The following is a 15,102-nucleotide window of genomic DNA, read 5'->3' as shown; positions in this document are numbered from 1 at the left end:
GGCATGGCCGCATCGGCGCAGCCTACCGCGACCGACCGCCCCCCTACCTCATCCGGCCCGGCGGCGCTCCTTGGAGCGGGACCGCTTCTCGATGTACATCCGCTGGTCAGCGGAGTGCAACACGTCTTCGGCCGACATTCCGCAGCCCGCCCAGCCGATGCCGAAGCTGGCGCCGACCCGGACGGCCCGGCCGTCCACCCGGATGGGCGGAGTGATCGCGTTCCGCAGCCGTACCGCCAGGTCAGCCGCGTCGGCCCGGCCGAGGCCGTCGGCGAGGACGACGAACTCGTCACCGCCGAGGCGGGCGACCGTATCCCCTTCCCGCACTCCGTTGGTCAGCCGGCGGGCGACCTCGATGAGCACGGCGTCGCCCGCGTGGTGCCCGAATCGGTCGTTGATGGACTTGAAGCCGTCGAGGTCGCAGAAGAGCACCGCGAGCCCCTTATGGCCGTCGTCGATGTCGGAGTCCTCGTTGGGCGGGACGGTGTGCACATGGCCGTCGAACGGGGCGGTCTCGACCGGGGGCGGGGTGCCGAAGAACTCGAAGTCGTCGAAGCCGTGCAGATGCCCCGCCGCGTCCACATAGACCCCACCGGAGTCCGCGACACCGCCGTCCGACGCGCCCCCGTCCTCATACCCCCCGCCCGGCCGGGGCGGGGTGGCGCACAGCCGGGCGGCGAGCCGGGCGCGCAGCTCGGCGCTGTTGGGCAGGCCGGTCAGGGAGTCATGGCTGGCGCGGTGGGCGAGCTGCAGCTCATGGCGCTTGCGCTCCTCGATGTCCTCGACATGGGTGAGCAGGAAGCGCGGGCCGTCGGCGGCGTCGGCCACCACCGAGTTGCGCAGCGAGACCCAGACGTACGAACCGTCGCGGCGGGCCAGCCGCAGCTCGGCGCGGCCGCCCTCGGCGGAGGTGCGCAGCAGGGTGCCGATGTCCTCGGGGTGGACCAGGTCGGAGAAGGAGAAGCGGCGCATCGCGGAGGCGGGGCGGCCCAGCAGCCGGCACAGGGCGTCGTTGGTGCGCAGCAGCCGGCCGTGCTGATCGCCGCCCATCTCGGCGATGGCCATACCGCTGGGCGCGTACTCGAACGCCTGCCGGAAGGACTCCTCGCTGGCGCGCAGCGCCTGCTGCTCGCGTTCCAGGCGCAGCAGGGCGCGCTGCATGTTGCCGCGCAGCCGGGCGTTGCCGATCGCGACGGCGGCGTGGAAGGCGTACATCTGGAGGGCTTCGCGGCCCCAGGCGCCGGGGTGGCGGCCGTTGCGCGGTTTGTCGACGGACAGCACGCCTATGAGCTCGCCGCCGGACGCGCCCGCCGCGTAGAGCGGGGCGAACAGGCGGTCCATCGGATGCCATTCGTCGGGGAAGCGGGGCGCGGGTCCTGGGGTGTGCCACTGCGGGACGTCGTCGTCGTCGAGGACCCAGCCCTCGCTGTACGGAATGAAGCGCAGATCGCCCCAGCGCTCGCCCATGGACAGCCGGCGCTCCCAGGAGCAGCGGGAGCCGACCCGCCCGGCCATCAGCGCCTCGGCCCCGGCGCTGCCGCCGACGGCGGCGACGAGGAGGTCCCCGTCGGGGCGGACGAGGTTGACGGCCGACAGCTCGAAGCCGAGCCCGGCGATGACACCGTCGGCGACGGCCTGAAGCGTGTCGGCGAGGCTGCGGGCGGTGTTCAGATCGGCGACCACCTGGTGCAGCTGCCGCAGTGTCGCAAGGCGGATGTACGGCTCCGACTCGGTCTCCATCGATCGCACTCCCCCGAGACCTCGACAGCAAACTCCTGGCGTCTTGTCATCCGATTGCCACGGTCACTGAATCACAGCGAGCTGCCCACTCGGTACACAGGGTCAACAATTACTGCCTGCTGTGACTCATGTCACAGACCGTGTTCACCTCTGCAACAGGGCGGATGGGAGCGCTCCTAGTTTTTGTGATCGCAAATCCCGGAACGAGGGCGCCTGGCCATGTGGGGCGGCCGCCCGGGGAGCCCGGACACCCCCGGCCCGGCGCCGGGCTTACGGCCCGCGACCTACGCCCGGAGTGGTCCCCGGGCCCGATGCGGAGACCGGCCGGGGGCGGTTAGCGTCGAAGGGTGTTCCCGACAACTCCTTCCAGCCCAGCCGAGCCCGCCGTCCCCCATGCTGGTGGGGTGAGCGAGGACGAGTTCCGCATCGCGCTGTCGCGGTTCACCGCGGGTGTGGTGCTGGTGACCGCGCACGACCCGGAGGAGGGGCCGCGCGGCGAGGACGTCGGCATGACGGCCACCGCGTTCATGTCAGTGTCACTTGACCCGCCGCTGGTGATGGTGAGCGTTCGCAACGGGTCCCGGATGGACGAGCTCCTGGAGCGACAGCCCCACTGGGCGGTATCGGTCCTGTCGGAAGGTCAGCGGCACATCGCGGGACGATTCGCAATGAAGGGGCGCATCAGCGACAGATTGCTGTTCGAGGACATGCCCGTGGTGCGGGGCGAGCATACGGACGCCCCGCTCGCGGTGGGCGCGCTGGCGACGCTGGAGTGCCGCACCGAGCAGCGGGTGACGGCCGGGGACCACACGCTGGTGGTGGCGCGGGTGCTCGCCGCGGCGGCACCGGCCGCGGAGGGCGGGCCGCTGACGTACTTCAGGGGGCGCTACCGGACGCTGGGGTGAGAGGCGCCGGAGACGTGGCCACCGGGGAGTGGTGACCGGGCGGTCCGGTCCCGGGAGCGGTGACCGGGCGGCCCGGTCGGCTCGATCCGGGGAACGGTGACCGGGGGTCCGGTCGGCCCGGTCCGGGGGCTACGTCCAGCCCCGCCCCGTACGCCCCCGCTTGACGTCGCTTCGCTGCTTCTTCTCGCGCAGCCGCCGCTCGTTGATGCCCCGGGGGATCCGGGTGGGGCGGCGCGGCTTGGGCGGTGGTGCGGTCGCCTCCGCGAGCAGCGACGCGAGCCTTACGGCGGCCGTCTCGCGGTTGCGCCACTGCGAACGGTGCTCGGAGGCCCGTACGGTCACCACCCCGTCCACCAGCCGGCCCGCCAGCCGCTCCAGGGCGCGCTCCTTCCATACGGACGGCAGCGCCTCGGTGCGGGCGAGGTCGAAGCGCAGCTCGACCTGGCTGTCAGTGGTGTTGACGTGCTGTCCGCCGGGCCCGGAGGACCGCGAGAAACGCCACATCAACTCGGCCTCCGGCAAGAAGACCGAACCTCGGATGACATAGGGCGCGGGCATGTCCCCCATGGTCGCCTGCCGACCCCGGCGGCGTCATCTTGTTATCTCGTCGTACCCGGACATCAGGGTTTGGCAAAGAAAGTAAAGAGAGCTGGAACCTGTCGGGCCATTCATGGCGTTGTGGAGGGTGACGACGGCTTCGCCCGTCGCCTCGGACCATCGAGACCACGAAAGGGACTCCCCATGGCTGTAAGCCTGTCCAAGGGCGGCAACGTCTCGCTCACCAAGGAGGCACCGGGCCTGACCGCCGTCACGGTCGGCCTCGGCTGGGATGTCCGCACCACCACGGGCACCGACTTCGACCTCGACGCGAGCGCCATCGCCGTGAACCCGAACGGCAAGGTCTACTCCGACCAGCACTTCGTGTTCTTCAACAACAAGTCCACACCGGACCAGACCATCGTCCACACCGGTGACAACGTCACCGGCCAGGGCGAGGGCGACGACGAGCAGATCAACATCAACCTGGCCGGCCTGCCGGCCGACGTGGAGAAGATCGTCTTCCCGGTCTCGATCTACGAAGCCGAGTCCCGTAGCCAGAACTTCGGCCAGGTGCGGAACGCGTTCATCCGCATCGTCAACCAGGCCGGCGGCACCGAGATCGCCCGCTACGACCTGAGCGAGGACGCCGCCACCGAGACCGCCATGGTCTTCGGCGAGCTGTACCGCAATGGCGCGGAGTGGAAGTTCCGCGCCGTGGGCCAGGGCTACGCCTCCGGCCTGGTGGGCATCGCCAAGGACTTCGGCGTCAGCGTCTGAATCGCCCCCTGACGAAGACCCCCCAACTTTCCCTTGGGGGGTCTTCGGCATGTGTGGGTCAGGGACTGACCAGGCGGCCTGTGCGACCCCTGCCGGGCCGCTCGACGGGCTCCCTTGATGACCTTCGTCTGTGGCCTCATGGTCGCTTCCACGGTCCTCCGGCCAGGCTCCCAGGACTCCGACACCAGGTGCCCGCAGGTGTCGGCAATCGCCCGGATGGACTTGTGACCGGGCCACCGGGCCACCGGCCCACCTCCGGCGGCGAGCATCCGGGCCTCGATGTCCAGCGCTGAGCGCGACGGAGGCGTTACAACAGGCCGCCGATCCTCTCCGTGCAACAGGTGTGGTGGCTCAACGAACGCGTAGTAGCGAGATAGGCATAAGCATTCGTGCGCGGTCGTTCAGGTCGCGGGCGGCATGATTCTTCAGGTGCGGTTTGATCAGTTGCAGCATGCTCTGCATTCGCTGATCAGCCCTTCCTGATTGAACCAGTGGGTAGTCATCGAGTGCGCTGTGCCAGGTAGCGCATGCTGCCTCCACATGCCCTACAGCGATTTGCCGCTCGGCCAGCATGGCGCGCTGTCGGACGCGAGTGCGCCGATAAACGTCATACCTCAATCTGTCCGACTGCTTCATTGCTTCGATTGCACCGGTCACGTCACCAAGTTCGTAGCGAACCTGGCTGGTGTGATAGTTCAAGGCTGCCGGATCGTACGATCCAAATGCCTTCTGCTGAGACTCGGCCTTATCCATGGCGATTTCGGCTTCTCGAAGGTACATGAGAGCATTTACCTTTTCGCCGATCTGCGCCGAAGCATGCGCCTGTTGACCAGCAAGAAATGCTCGCATCCTGGGACCGGCCTTGGGGGATGCGGCAGCGGCGGCGTCGGCAAGCCGCATCGCGGTCCTGCCATGCCCCAGATCAACCGCTTGAACGCTCATCCCTCGCAGCGTGGTGCAGTAAGTCAGATAATCCTCCGAAGCACCAGCCAGCCCCAAAGCCTTCAAGTAATACCGCTGTGCCAATCCGTGAACCCCTTCGTCCACGGCCATGTATCCAGTGAGGTAACACAGGTCCGACGCGGCCGACATCATCGCTTTACGGACTGTTTCTGTGGCGTCGGCCCGAAGATATGGAGCCACCGTATTGACAAGAAATGCTGCGGCCATGGGGCATGCGTGTCGGCCGCCGAACTGATCATCAAGCTCTGAGATCCGTTCGGTCATGGCTACGACCGTATGAACGTCAGGCATCCCTATGCGCTGCGCCCACCCTGTCTGAATGGCTTCCATTCGGCCTACGACGTCCGGCCAGTTGGGCACGGTCAACGCGACAGAGAAGAGACTCGCGCCAAGGACACTGCGGCGCGAGGGGTCCATGTCCTGCCTCCCCAAGTCGATCAACGCCTCAACGGTACCCAGGCGCGCGTTCGACTCGTCGGCAGGCAGGGGGAATCCTGCCTCAGTGTGCGTGATCGGTCGGTTCAGTTTTCTGGCGAACGCTTCCAAGATCAGCGGTCGGGCAGCCTCTTTCGGCATGTACCCGCGAAGCCACTGATGAGCGGATGGTTCCCGGTACTTCTGCGGCGTTCCGCGTTCCGTGCCGATGCGGTTGACCTCCTGCGCAAGCTGCCGCAGCGTCCACCCGGTCTCTCGGTACAGCCGTTCCAAACTCTCGTTCGGCTCCCGCTGGCTCACGCGGCGCTCATCTCCTCAGCAAAGGCGGGCGCTTAAAGCTTTTAAAAGCTTCCGCTCTTGCCACGGTACCGCGATGCGTAGTGGAGCGGTTGCCTAGAGCGAAGAGGACCCCCGCGACCGTGCAACCGGCCCGGGGGCATGGTCAACGCTGCGTAGGGAGCGTCAACATGAGAGAGCGTATCGCCCGATCCATGGACCGGTGGCGACGCACGTTATTCCCCGCCACCGGTCGCCATCGGACAACAAGGTCCATCCCGGTACGGGTCGCCGTGCCAGCCCCCTCTCCGACCTGCGTTGCTGCCTGGCACGAGGACTCGCCCACGCTTCAGCTGCCGCGTATCCCGCCCGCAGAGCGCTACCCCATCGCGTGGGACGCCGACCCCGTGCCGTTGTACGTCCTCCGGCACGAGCGGCAGCGAGCGCTGGGAGCCGCGCGGTGAGCATGAACGAGTCCCCGGCGCAGCCGCAGGAGACGCAACAGGGCCCGCCCAAGCCCCCGAATCCGAAGGAGTTGGACGCGCGTGCGGAGGCCCTGCACCAGCAGATTGACAAGCACCTTGGGCGCGGCGGGCGGACTCGATGACCTCATGTGCCACCTGCGCCCGCCTGGAGCAGGAGAAGGCGAAGGCCATGGACTCTGGTGACTACCGGCTTGCCGCTGATCTCGAACTGAAGATCCGACACCATCCGGACGGCCACGAGATGCCTCCGTTCGGCACCCGCTGGGGGTGGATCGGGTGAACAAGCCGACGCCGTACAACGGGCCCCGGCCGGGCGAGGGAGCTTACGACGCTGCCACGGGGCGTGTGGGAGTGCTTCAAGCCGTCTGTGACGTCGATGAACTCTTCTTCGATCACCAGATGCCGGGCCCGCTCGTCGCGTTTCTCCGCCCCCAGAGGGGCGGACAGGAGTGGATGACTGACTCCAGGAACGTCCAGTTCCCCAAGGAGGCACGGCCGCACCCCGACTCCGGCGGCGAGTTGCCCTGACGCATCCCATGACTCCACCCGCCGGACGGTTGATTCCCGCCTGGTGGGTGGGTGAGCCCCCGCCTCGATCGTTCGCAACAGGAAGGGCTAGCGATCGGGGCGGGTCAGCAAGTGCCGTGCACCACTCCAACCAGGGAGAGATCACAGCAATGACAGCAGTAATGACAGCAGTAGTGACAGCAGTAGTGAACGAACAGCGGACCGGCCGCTCACTGGTCAGCGATGAGTTATTCGGTAGCCTCGCTCACTTCGTGGCCACCCACAACGCGCAGAGCCCGGAGCGGGCCGAGCGCATCGCCGACCAGGCGGTTGCGTTCCTCGCGACCGTGGCCACCGCCACCGTGCCCATGGTCCCGTCTGACGACGTGGACATGGGTCTGCACGCCTTCATCCTGCACACCAAGGCGTACGGAGAATTCTGCAACCAGCATGCCGGACGCTTCCTGCACCACAACCCCGCCCCCGGTGGCGGCGGGCGCGGCCTGGAAGCGGTCACGACCAGCGCGCACGCCATGAAGGCGGCGGGCTTCATGGTCTTCGATGACCTGTGGACCGTGAACGGCAAGCACGCCGCGCAGTGCGATTCCGACTGCGGACGGCCGTACGGACAGGCGGAGTAATCTCCGGCCGGTGATGTGAGACAGAGCCGCCCCTCGGCACATGCTGAGGGGCGGTTCGCTCTTCTAGAGAGGATCAGATTTCGTGGCCGAAGCAGCGTCGTACGAGATCCCCACCAGCGTCTTAGAGACACTGGTGGCTTCAGGAAGGCGGCTCGTACTCGACCGGCGCGGATCAACTGTTTGGGAGGTCGAGACGCAGCAGGGCCGGTATGCCGTGAAGCTCGGCTACCCAATCAAAGCAACAAGCGAATGGGAGGCCCAGGAATGGACGGCCCTGGCCCCTGCCCGCGAGGGTGCGATCTTGCAGCAGCTCAACAGGGACAACGTCAGCTACGGCGAATGGGAACACGGCACCTGGAACATCCAGCCCTGGCACCAGGGCGACAGCCTGTACGACCTGTGGCACCCGCACCGCGCCGATGGGGGCTCGTCAGAACCCGACCTAGGAGAAACGCTTTCCTGCGCGGAAGCCGTAGCCGCCTTGCACACCACCGGGTGGGCACACGGGGATATCCAACCCGCGCACTTGATCATCAGCGAGGAGGGAACGGCGCTCATTGATCTCGCGCTGGCTCACGGCGGCGACATCCCCACCGCGTACGACTTCTGCTATCGGGGCTGTCTCGTCCACTACGAGAGCCCGGAAATCTCACGGAGCGTGCTGGACACCGGTACGGCCACGCCGACCATGGAGGCTGACGTCTATGCCCTCGGTGCCTCACTCTTCATCAGCGCAACCGGACTGCGCCACGTCGCGTACCCGGACGACGCCAGCCGTAAGGATCAGCGCCGAGCCATCGTGGACGGTCCGCACCGCCCGGTGAACGTGCCGGGCATACTCGGCAAGCTCATCGAAGCCATGCTCAGCCACGACCCTGCCGACCGGCCGACGAGTCACGAAGTGTGTAGGGAACTGAGCGGCGGGCGCTGAGCCTGTCTGATCGCCCCCGTGCCGAGTCCGCGACGAGTCACGGTCCCCACGCCGCCCCGCACCCGGGGCGGCCCTCGCCGTGTCCACGGCCATGTCCCCGCTGAAGGGGAACGGGGTCAGAACTCGCTGGCGTCCAGGTCGAACCCGAGGGGTTCGGGCAGCGACAGCGGCTGGGAGATGTCGACCTCGACCTTGCGGGTCTACCTCTTCCCGGCGGGCAGGGAGTGCAGGACGGCCTGGTTCCGCTTTCGGAGCGTGGAACTCCAGGGAGTTCCGGAAACTGCCCTTCGTCGCGATGACAAGATCGGGTAAACCCCTGCCTTCCGGCAAGGTACCCGGGAGGTGGACGCCGGTGTAGCACCTCAGCCCTTTCCGGTGGGCCCTCACCTGACCGGACACGGACGACACGATCTCCGCATGCCCCCATCGCCGGGGCCCGTCACATGGATCACGCCTTCGACGAACTCCACGCGCCATCCCTCCGGGGCCGCCGCGCTCAACGCCCCGAAGACATCCTCGCCAGCCGTAAGTGTCACGGTGGCCCCCTTCCGTGGCGGGATGCTTTCAGCCGGGGCGAACGGCCCGGGGTTGTTTCGGCCGCATGTCACCCGTTCAGGGACTGGTCACCCCGGAAGGCGCCCGAGACCGCCTGGGCCAGGGCCTGCTTGCGGCGGGTGTGGGCCTTGGGCGGGTCGTCGGGGGCGGCGGTGGCGGAGAGACCGGCGGCAGACCAGGTCAGGGCCATGGCGAGGACCAGCGCGAGGACGTCCTGGGGGTCGATCGAGGCGGTGACACGGCCGCCTCGCTGGGCCTCGGCGATCGCCTGGAGTTTGACGGTGACGGCGGATGACTCGGTCACCAGGTTGTCGGTGACCACCCCTTCGAGCTTGGCCCAGGTGGCCAGGCGGACCAGCTCCGGCCGTTCGATGGCGGCCTCGTAGAGCCGCACGGCGTACCGCGGGAGGTCGTCGGCCGTGAACGGGACGGCGTCGACGACGGCGTCGGCGTGGAGGCGGAAGACGGCGCCGAAGAGGCCGAGCTTGTCCCCGAAGTAGGCGTACAGCTGCGCCTTGTTGACGCCCGCGGCGGCGGCGATGCGGTCGACCCGGGCGCCCGCGATGCCATGGGCGGCGAAGTCGGTGGTGGCCGCGTCGAGCAGGCGGCGGCGGGTGGCATCGCTTTTCCGGGGAGACACGGGGTTCAGGTTACCAACTGGTTAGTTGCCAGCGTTGGGCGTGGGCGCGTAGCGTGCGAAAATCCAACCAACTAGTTAGTTAGAAAATGAGGTGGGGACGCATGACCGTGCGCGCGTACGCGGTGGAGCAAGCCGGTGGCCCTGTACGGCCGCTCGAGTACGAGCCGGAGCCCCTCGGGCCCCTGGAGGTCGACGTCGCCGTGACGCACTGCGGCGTCTGCCAGACCGACATCGGCCTGGTGGACGATGTGTACGGCTTGTCGCAGTTCCCGGTGGTCGCGGGGCATGAGGCGGTCGGCGTGGTCAAGGCCGTGGGCAGCGCCGTGGACGGCACGCGGCTGGCCGTGGGTCAGCGCGTGGGTGTCGGCGCGGTGGCCGGGGCGTGCTTCACCTGCGAGTGGTGCCTCACCGGTCGGCAGTATCTGTGCCCGCGCAAGGACGACACGGCGCTGCGCGGCGACGGCGGCGCGTTCGCCACCCGGGTTCGGGCGAGCGACTGGCGGTATGTCCAGCCCCTGCCCGACGCCCTCGCCTCCGAGCATGCGGCGCCGCTCCTGTGCGCCGGGATCACGGTCTTCTCGGCGATCAGCCGGAACGGGGTCCGGCCCACGGACCGGGTCGCCGTGGTGGGCGTCGGCGGCCTGGGCCACCTCGCGATCCAGTTCCTCGCCAAGTGGGGCTGCCATGTGACGGCCATCTCCTCGACGGCGGCGAAGGCGGACGACAGCCGGCGGTTCGGCGCCCATGAGTTCATCGTCGCGGAGGAGGGGCTGCGGCGGGCCGCGGGCTCGTTCGACTTCATCCTCTCGACCGTCTCGGCCGATCTGCCGTGGGACGCGTATCTGGCGGCGCTGCGCCCGCAGGGGACGCTGTCCGTGGTCGGCGTTCCGCATGGGCCGTTCAGCGTCCATCCGTTGAGCCTGCTGCCGGGCGAGAAGCGGATCGTCGGCGGCGTCGTGGGATCAGCGGAGGAGAACCGGCGGATGCTGGACTTCGCGGCCCGGCACGGAATCCGTCCGGTCGTCGAGACGTTCCCGGTCGCGCGCATCGACGAGGCGCTCGACCACGTCCGCCACGGACGCGCGCGCTACCGGGCGGTGCTGGAGTTCTGACCCCGCCCTAGGGAAACGTGGCCGCACACGACCACCGCGCAGAACACGACCACGTCCGCCACGGACGCGCGCTACCGGGCGGTGCTGGAGTTCTGACCCCACCCTCGGGAAACGTGGTCGCACGCGACCACCGCTCAGATCGTCTTCTCGTCGCGTACACAGCAACGCACGGCAACCCCGCCCGCCGCGCCCGCCGATCGCACCGCCGCGCTCGTCACCTGGGCGATCGGCCGGGTCCTGCCCCCGCCGCGGCCGGAGGCACCGATGCGGCAGGGGCATGACGTAGTGGCATAAGTCGGCATCAACCAGCCGTTGTTGCCTCATGCCTCGCTGACCGAATTCGCCCCTACTTGAACAACGTCGAGTCAAATTCTTGTTACGCGCCTATCCCAATCGATCGTTCAATGACAATCTCTGGTCGGCCCGCCGCACGTCTTCTGACTCCGCGGTGAGGCCCTCACGCACCTCTCTGTGCACCACTCGCACCACTCCTGCTCGACCGGACGGCCCACCCATAGCTGTCCGTACCCCCTACACAGGGCCGCGACCCGGCGGCCCCAAGGCAAGGAGACCGAGTGAGACCCAACGCTTCCTCTCCCCGTAAGAAGACCGTCCGCGTGGCGGCGCTCGTCGCCTCCGCCGCCATGGTCGTCATCGGCGTGCAGACCGGCCAGGCAAGCGCCCAGCCGGAGCACTCCCGCGAGGCGGGCGCCACGGCGCTTCCGCTGACCGCGGGCGAGCGCGCCACCGCGATCAAGGCGGCCCAGGCCGACGCCTCCGCGCAGGCCGAGTCCCTCGGGCTCGGGGCCAAGGAGAAGCTCCTCGTCCGCGACGTCATCAAGGACGCGGACGGAACCGTTCACACCCGCTACGAGCGCACCTACGCGGGGCTGCCCGTCCTCGGCGGTGACCTGGTCGTCCATGAGAAGACCAGCGGCGCGCACTCCGTCAACAAGGCCACCGACGCGCGGATAGCGGTCAAGAGCACCGACGCCGCCGTGGCCCCCTCGGCCGCCTCCGGCACCGCGCTGAAGGCGACCACCGGCGAGAAGGCCAAGTCGCCGCGGAAGGTGGTCTGGGCGGCCACCGGCACGCCCGTCCTGGCCTGGGAGACCGTCGTCACCGGCACGCAGGCCGACGGCACCCCGAGCGAGCTGCACGTCGTCACCGACGCCACCACGGGCAAGAAGCTGTCCCAGTGGGAGGGCGTCGAGACCGGCACCGGCACCAGCAAGTACAGCGGCACGGTGCCCCTGGGCACCACCAAGAGCGGCTCCACCTACAGCCTCACCGACTCCACACGGGGCAATCACAAGACGTACGACCTGAACCAGGGCAGCTCGGGAACCGGCACCCTGTTCACCGACGCGGACGACGTATGGGGCGGCGGGCGCCAGACCGCCGGCGTCGACGCGCACTACGGCGCGGCCGAGACCTGGGACTTCTACAAGGAGTTCCTCGGCCGCAACGGCATCAAGAACAACGGCGTGGGCTCGTACTCCCGCGTCCACTACGGCAACAACTACGTCAACGCCTTCTGGCAGGACTCCTGCTTCTGCATGACGTACGGCGACGGCTCGGGCAACGCCAACGCGCTGACCTCGATGGACGTGGCCGGCCACGAGATGAGCCACGGTGTGACCTCGGCCACCGCGAACCTCAACTACTTCGGTGAGTCCGGCGGTCTCAACGAGGCCACCTCCGACATCATGGCCACCGCGGTGGAGTTCTACTCGGGCAACTCCGCGGACGTCGGTGACTACCTCATCGGCGAGAAGATCAACATCAATGGCAACGGCACCCCGCTGCGCTACCAGGACAAGCCCAGCAAGGACGGGGCGTCCAAGGACTACTGGTCCTCGTCGCTCGGCAACATCGACGTCCACTACTCCTCCGGCCCCGCCAACCACTTCTTCTACCTGCTGTCCGAGGGCAGCGGCGCGAAGGTGATCAACGGCGTGAGCTACAACAGCCCGACCTACGACGGCTCGACCGTCACCGGGATCGGCCGGGACAAGGCCATCAAGATCTGGTACCGGGCCCTGACCACGTACTGGACCTCGACGACCAAGTACGCGGGCGCCCGCACCGGCACCCTCAGCGCCGCATCCGACCTCTACGGTGCCAACTCCACCGAGTACAAGGCGGTCGCCGCCGCCTGGACCGCGATCAACGTGAAGTAAGCGGTCCGCTGAAGCGGTGACGGGCCGCACCGGGGGACCGGTGCGGCCCGTTCCGCTCCGACCGGTGCGGCCCGTTCCGGACGGGCCTCGTCATCCCTGTCGTAGCCGCTGGTCGCCACTTACGCTGCTGTCATGACTCAACAGGTACGCGGCGTGGTAGCCCCCGGCAAGGGCGAGAAGGTCAGGATCGAGACGATCGTGGTGCCGGACGCCGGCCCCGGTGAGGCGGTGGTGCGGGTCCAGGCGTGCGGTGTCTGCCACACCGATCTGCACTACCGGGAGGGCGGGATCAACGATGAGTTCCCCTTCCTGCTCGGCCATGAGGCGGCGGGCACCGTGGAGTCCGTGGGCGAGGGCGTCACGGAGGTGGCCCCCGGCGACTTCGTGATCCTCAACTGGCGTGCGGTCTGCCACGAGTGCCGGGCCTGCCGCCGCGGCCGCCCCTGGTACTGCTTCAACACCCACAACGCGAAGCAGCCCATGACCCTGACCGACGGCACCGTGCTGTCCCCGGCGCTCGGCATCGGCGCGTTCGCCGAGAAGACGCTGGTGGCGGCCGGGCAGTGCACCAAGGTCGACCCCTCGGCCTCGCCCGCCGCGGCCGGGCTGCTCGGCTGCGGGGTGATGGCCGGGATCGGCGCCGCGCTCAACACCGGCAACGTCCAGCGCGGTGACGCCGTCGCCGTGATCGGCTGCGGCGGGGTCGGCGCCGCCTCGGTCGCCGGGGCGCGGCTGGCCGGGGCCGCGAAGATCATCGCGGTGGACCTGGACGAGCGGAAGCTGGAGTGGGCCCGCTCGCTGGGCGCCACCCACACCATCGACGCCAAGAGCGCCGACGTCGTCGAGGCCGTCCGGGAGCTGACCGACGGCAACGGCGCCGATGTCGTCATCGAGGCCGTGGGCCGCCCCGAGACCTACCGGCAGGCGTTCTACGCCCGCGATCTGGCCGGCACCGTCGTCCTGGTCGGCGTCCCCACCCCCGAGATGAAGCTGGAGCTGCCGCTCCTGGACGTCTTCGGGCGCGGCGGGGCGCTCAAGTCCTCCTGGTACGGGGACTGTCTGCCGGACCGCGACTTCCCCATGCTGATCGACCTCTACCAGCAGGGCCGCCTCGACCTGGACGCGTTCGTCAGCGAGACGATCGGGCTCGAGGACATCGAGGAGGCGTTCGCCAAGATGCACCGCGGTGAGGTGCTCCGCTCGGTGGTGATGTTCTGATGACCCCTCCGCCCGTACGCGTCGACCACCTCGTCACCTCCGGCACCTTCTCGCTGGACGGCGGCACCTGGGAGGTGGACAACAATGTATGGCTGATCGGCGACGACCACGAGGTGTACGTGATCGACGCCGCGCATGACGCCGACGCCATCGCGGACGCCGTCGGCGGCCGCCGGCTGCTCGGCATCATCTCCACCCACGGCCATGACGACCACATCGACGCGGCCCCGGCGCTCGCCGAGCGCACCGGCGCGCCGATCCTGCTGCATCCGGAGGACGAGGTGCTGTGGCGGATGCGCCACCCGGACCGCGCCCCGGACAGGCCGCTGGCCGATGGTGACGTCCTCACCGTGGCCGGGACGCGGCTGCGGGTGCTGCACACCCCCGGCCACTCCCCCGGCGCGGTCTGTCTGTACGCACCGGCGCTGACCACGGTCTTCTCCGGGGACACCCTGTTCCAGGGCGGTCCTGGCGCGACCGGGCGCTCGTACTCGTCCTTCCCGACGATCATCGAGTCGATCCGGGAGCGGCTGCTGACGCTGCCGCCGGAGACGGTGGTCCGCACCGGCCACGGCGACTCCACGACCGTCGGGGACGAGGCCCCGCATCTGGAGGAGTGGATCGCGCGGGGGCACTGAGCCCCCGCGGTCGGTGCACCCCCGGTCCGCGGGGCCGCGCTCACCAGACCGCGGCCCCGCGGACCGTCTCGGCCACCGCCGCCGGGCGCTGGAAGGAGCGGTCGCAGTAGACGAGCGGGTCGTCCTCGCCGACGTGGGCCGCCACGACCCGGCCGATGAGGACGGAGTGGTCGCCGCCGTCCACGACGCGGTGCAGTGAACAGGCGACCCGGGCGACCGCCTCCGGTATGCCCGGCAACCCCAGCTCCATCGGCAGGGTGTCCCCCGCCGCGAACCGGTCCGCACCGGAGGCGGCGAAGCGCCTCGCGATGTCCGCCTGTCCCTCCGCCAGGATGTTGATCATGAACCTTTCGGCGGTGGTGAACGCCTCATGGGTGCTCGCGGTCTTGCCCAGGCAGATCAGCACCAGTGGCGGGGTCAGGGACAGCGAGCTGAACGAGCTGCCCGTGAACCCCCATCTGCGTCCGGACGCGTCGACCGTCGTGGCCACCGTCACGGGGGCGGGCACCCGGGCCATGGCCCGGGTGAACTCCTCAGAGGTGATGGTCATCGACGC

At 68.9% G+C, this 15,102-nt stretch carries 14 protein-coding genes; 9 read left to right on the top strand and 5 right to left on the bottom strand.

Annotated elements, in window-relative coordinates:
• Positions 1 to 48: 48 nt before the first annotated feature.
• Positions 49 to 1,740, bottom strand: a complete 1,692-nt coding sequence (cdgB, locus tag J2Z30_RS26665) for a diguanylate cyclase CdgB (RefSeq protein WP_044573587.1) — start codon at positions 1,738 to 1,740, stop codon at positions 49 to 51.
• A gap of 404 nt (positions 1,741 to 2,144) precedes the next feature.
• Between cdgB and J2Z30_RS26660 the strand changes: the two genes are divergently transcribed.
• Positions 2,145 to 2,645 (top strand): flavin reductase family protein, encoded by a 501-nt coding sequence (locus J2Z30_RS26660; RefSeq protein ID WP_044573584.1) that lies wholly within the window; start codon positions 2,145 to 2,147, stop codon positions 2,643 to 2,645.
• 129 nt (positions 2,646 to 2,774) lie between these two features.
• On the opposite strand, the gene arfB is transcribed toward J2Z30_RS26660, so the two are convergent.
• Positions 2,775 to 3,212, bottom strand: coding sequence for an alternative ribosome rescue aminoacyl-tRNA hydrolase ArfB (gene arfB / locus J2Z30_RS26655; protein ID WP_044573581.1), 438 nt, complete (start codon positions 3,210 to 3,212; stop codon positions 2,775 to 2,777).
• Positions 3,213 to 3,386: 174 nt separating this feature from the next.
• Here arfB and J2Z30_RS26650 point away from each other — a divergent pair, with 174 nt between their 5' ends.
• A complete protein-coding gene (locus J2Z30_RS26650) occupies positions 3,387 to 3,962 on the top strand; it encodes a TerD family protein (RefSeq protein WP_044573578.1) in 576 nt (191 codons plus the stop codon).
• A gap of 351 nt (positions 3,963 to 4,313) precedes the next feature.
• Here J2Z30_RS26650 and J2Z30_RS26645 read toward each other — a convergent pair whose 3' ends face one another.
• Positions 4,314 to 5,660: an NsdA family TPR-like regulatory protein gene (locus J2Z30_RS26645; protein WP_044573575.1), complete on the bottom strand. Its 1,347-nt coding sequence runs from the start codon at positions 5,658 to 5,660 to the stop codon at positions 4,314 to 4,316.
• Between the two features lie 579 nt (positions 5,661 to 6,239).
• Here J2Z30_RS26645 and J2Z30_RS26640 point away from each other — a divergent pair.
• The 3 genes from J2Z30_RS26640 to J2Z30_RS26630 all read left to right on the top strand — a co-directional run bounded on the left by J2Z30_RS26640 (position 6,240) and on the right by J2Z30_RS26630 (position 8,200).
• Positions 6,240 to 6,401, top strand: a complete 162-nt coding sequence (locus J2Z30_RS26640) for a hypothetical protein (protein WP_209468858.1) — start codon at positions 6,240 to 6,242, stop codon at positions 6,399 to 6,401.
• Positions 6,402 to 6,822: 421 nt separating this feature from the next.
• Positions 6,823 to 7,269, top strand: coding sequence for a glycine-rich domain-containing protein (locus tag J2Z30_RS26635; RefSeq protein WP_044573569.1), 447 nt, complete (start codon positions 6,823 to 6,825; stop codon positions 7,267 to 7,269).
• 82 nt (positions 7,270 to 7,351) lie between these two features.
• Entirely contained in the window at positions 7,352 to 8,200 is an 849-nt protein-coding gene (locus J2Z30_RS26630; RefSeq protein ID WP_044573566.1) for a protein kinase domain-containing protein, read from the top strand.
• A gap of 604 nt (positions 8,201 to 8,804) precedes the next feature.
• On the opposite strand, the gene J2Z30_RS26625 is transcribed toward J2Z30_RS26630, so the two are convergent.
• Positions 8,805 to 9,395: a TetR/AcrR family transcriptional regulator gene (locus J2Z30_RS26625; protein ID WP_044573563.1), complete on the bottom strand. Its 591-nt coding sequence runs from the start codon at positions 9,393 to 9,395 to the stop codon at positions 8,805 to 8,807.
• Positions 9,396 to 9,496: 101 nt separating this feature from the next.
• On the opposite strand from J2Z30_RS26625, the gene J2Z30_RS26620 reads away from it, so the two are divergent.
• From J2Z30_RS26620 to J2Z30_RS26605, 4 genes are all read left to right on the top strand, one after another.
• Entirely contained in the window at positions 9,497 to 10,507 is a 1,011-nt protein-coding gene (locus J2Z30_RS26620; RefSeq protein ID WP_044573560.1) for an NAD(P)-dependent alcohol dehydrogenase, read from the top strand.
• A gap of 575 nt (positions 10,508 to 11,082) precedes the next feature.
• A complete protein-coding gene (locus tag J2Z30_RS26615) occupies positions 11,083 to 12,690 on the top strand; it encodes a M4 family metallopeptidase (RefSeq protein WP_044573556.1) in 1,608 nt (535 codons plus the stop codon).
• A 132-nt stretch (positions 12,691 to 12,822) separates the two neighbouring features.
• Entirely contained in the window at positions 12,823 to 13,908 is a 1,086-nt protein-coding gene (locus J2Z30_RS26610; RefSeq protein ID WP_044573554.1) for an S-(hydroxymethyl)mycothiol dehydrogenase, read from the top strand.
• A complete protein-coding gene (locus J2Z30_RS26605) occupies positions 13,908 to 14,546 on the top strand; it encodes an MBL fold metallo-hydrolase (RefSeq protein ID WP_044573552.1) in 639 nt (212 codons plus the stop codon). The genes J2Z30_RS26610 and J2Z30_RS26605 overlap by 1 nt, the downstream gene beginning before the upstream one ends.
• A gap of 40 nt (positions 14,547 to 14,586) precedes the next feature.
• On the opposite strand, the gene J2Z30_RS26600 is transcribed toward J2Z30_RS26605, so the two are convergent.
• Positions 14,587 to 15,096: a flavin reductase family protein gene (locus tag J2Z30_RS26600; protein ID WP_044573549.1), complete on the bottom strand. Its 510-nt coding sequence runs from the start codon at positions 15,094 to 15,096 to the stop codon at positions 14,587 to 14,589.
• Positions 15,097 to 15,102: the final 6 nt, after the last annotated feature.

It is taken from the genome of Streptomyces iranensis, assembly GCF_017874715.1.
Taxonomy (GTDB): domain Bacteria; phylum Actinomycetota; class Actinomycetes; order Streptomycetales; family Streptomycetaceae; genus Streptomyces; species Streptomyces iranensis.
Note: the sequence above shows the minus strand (reverse complement) of the source record. Positions and strands in the feature narration are given on the sequence as shown.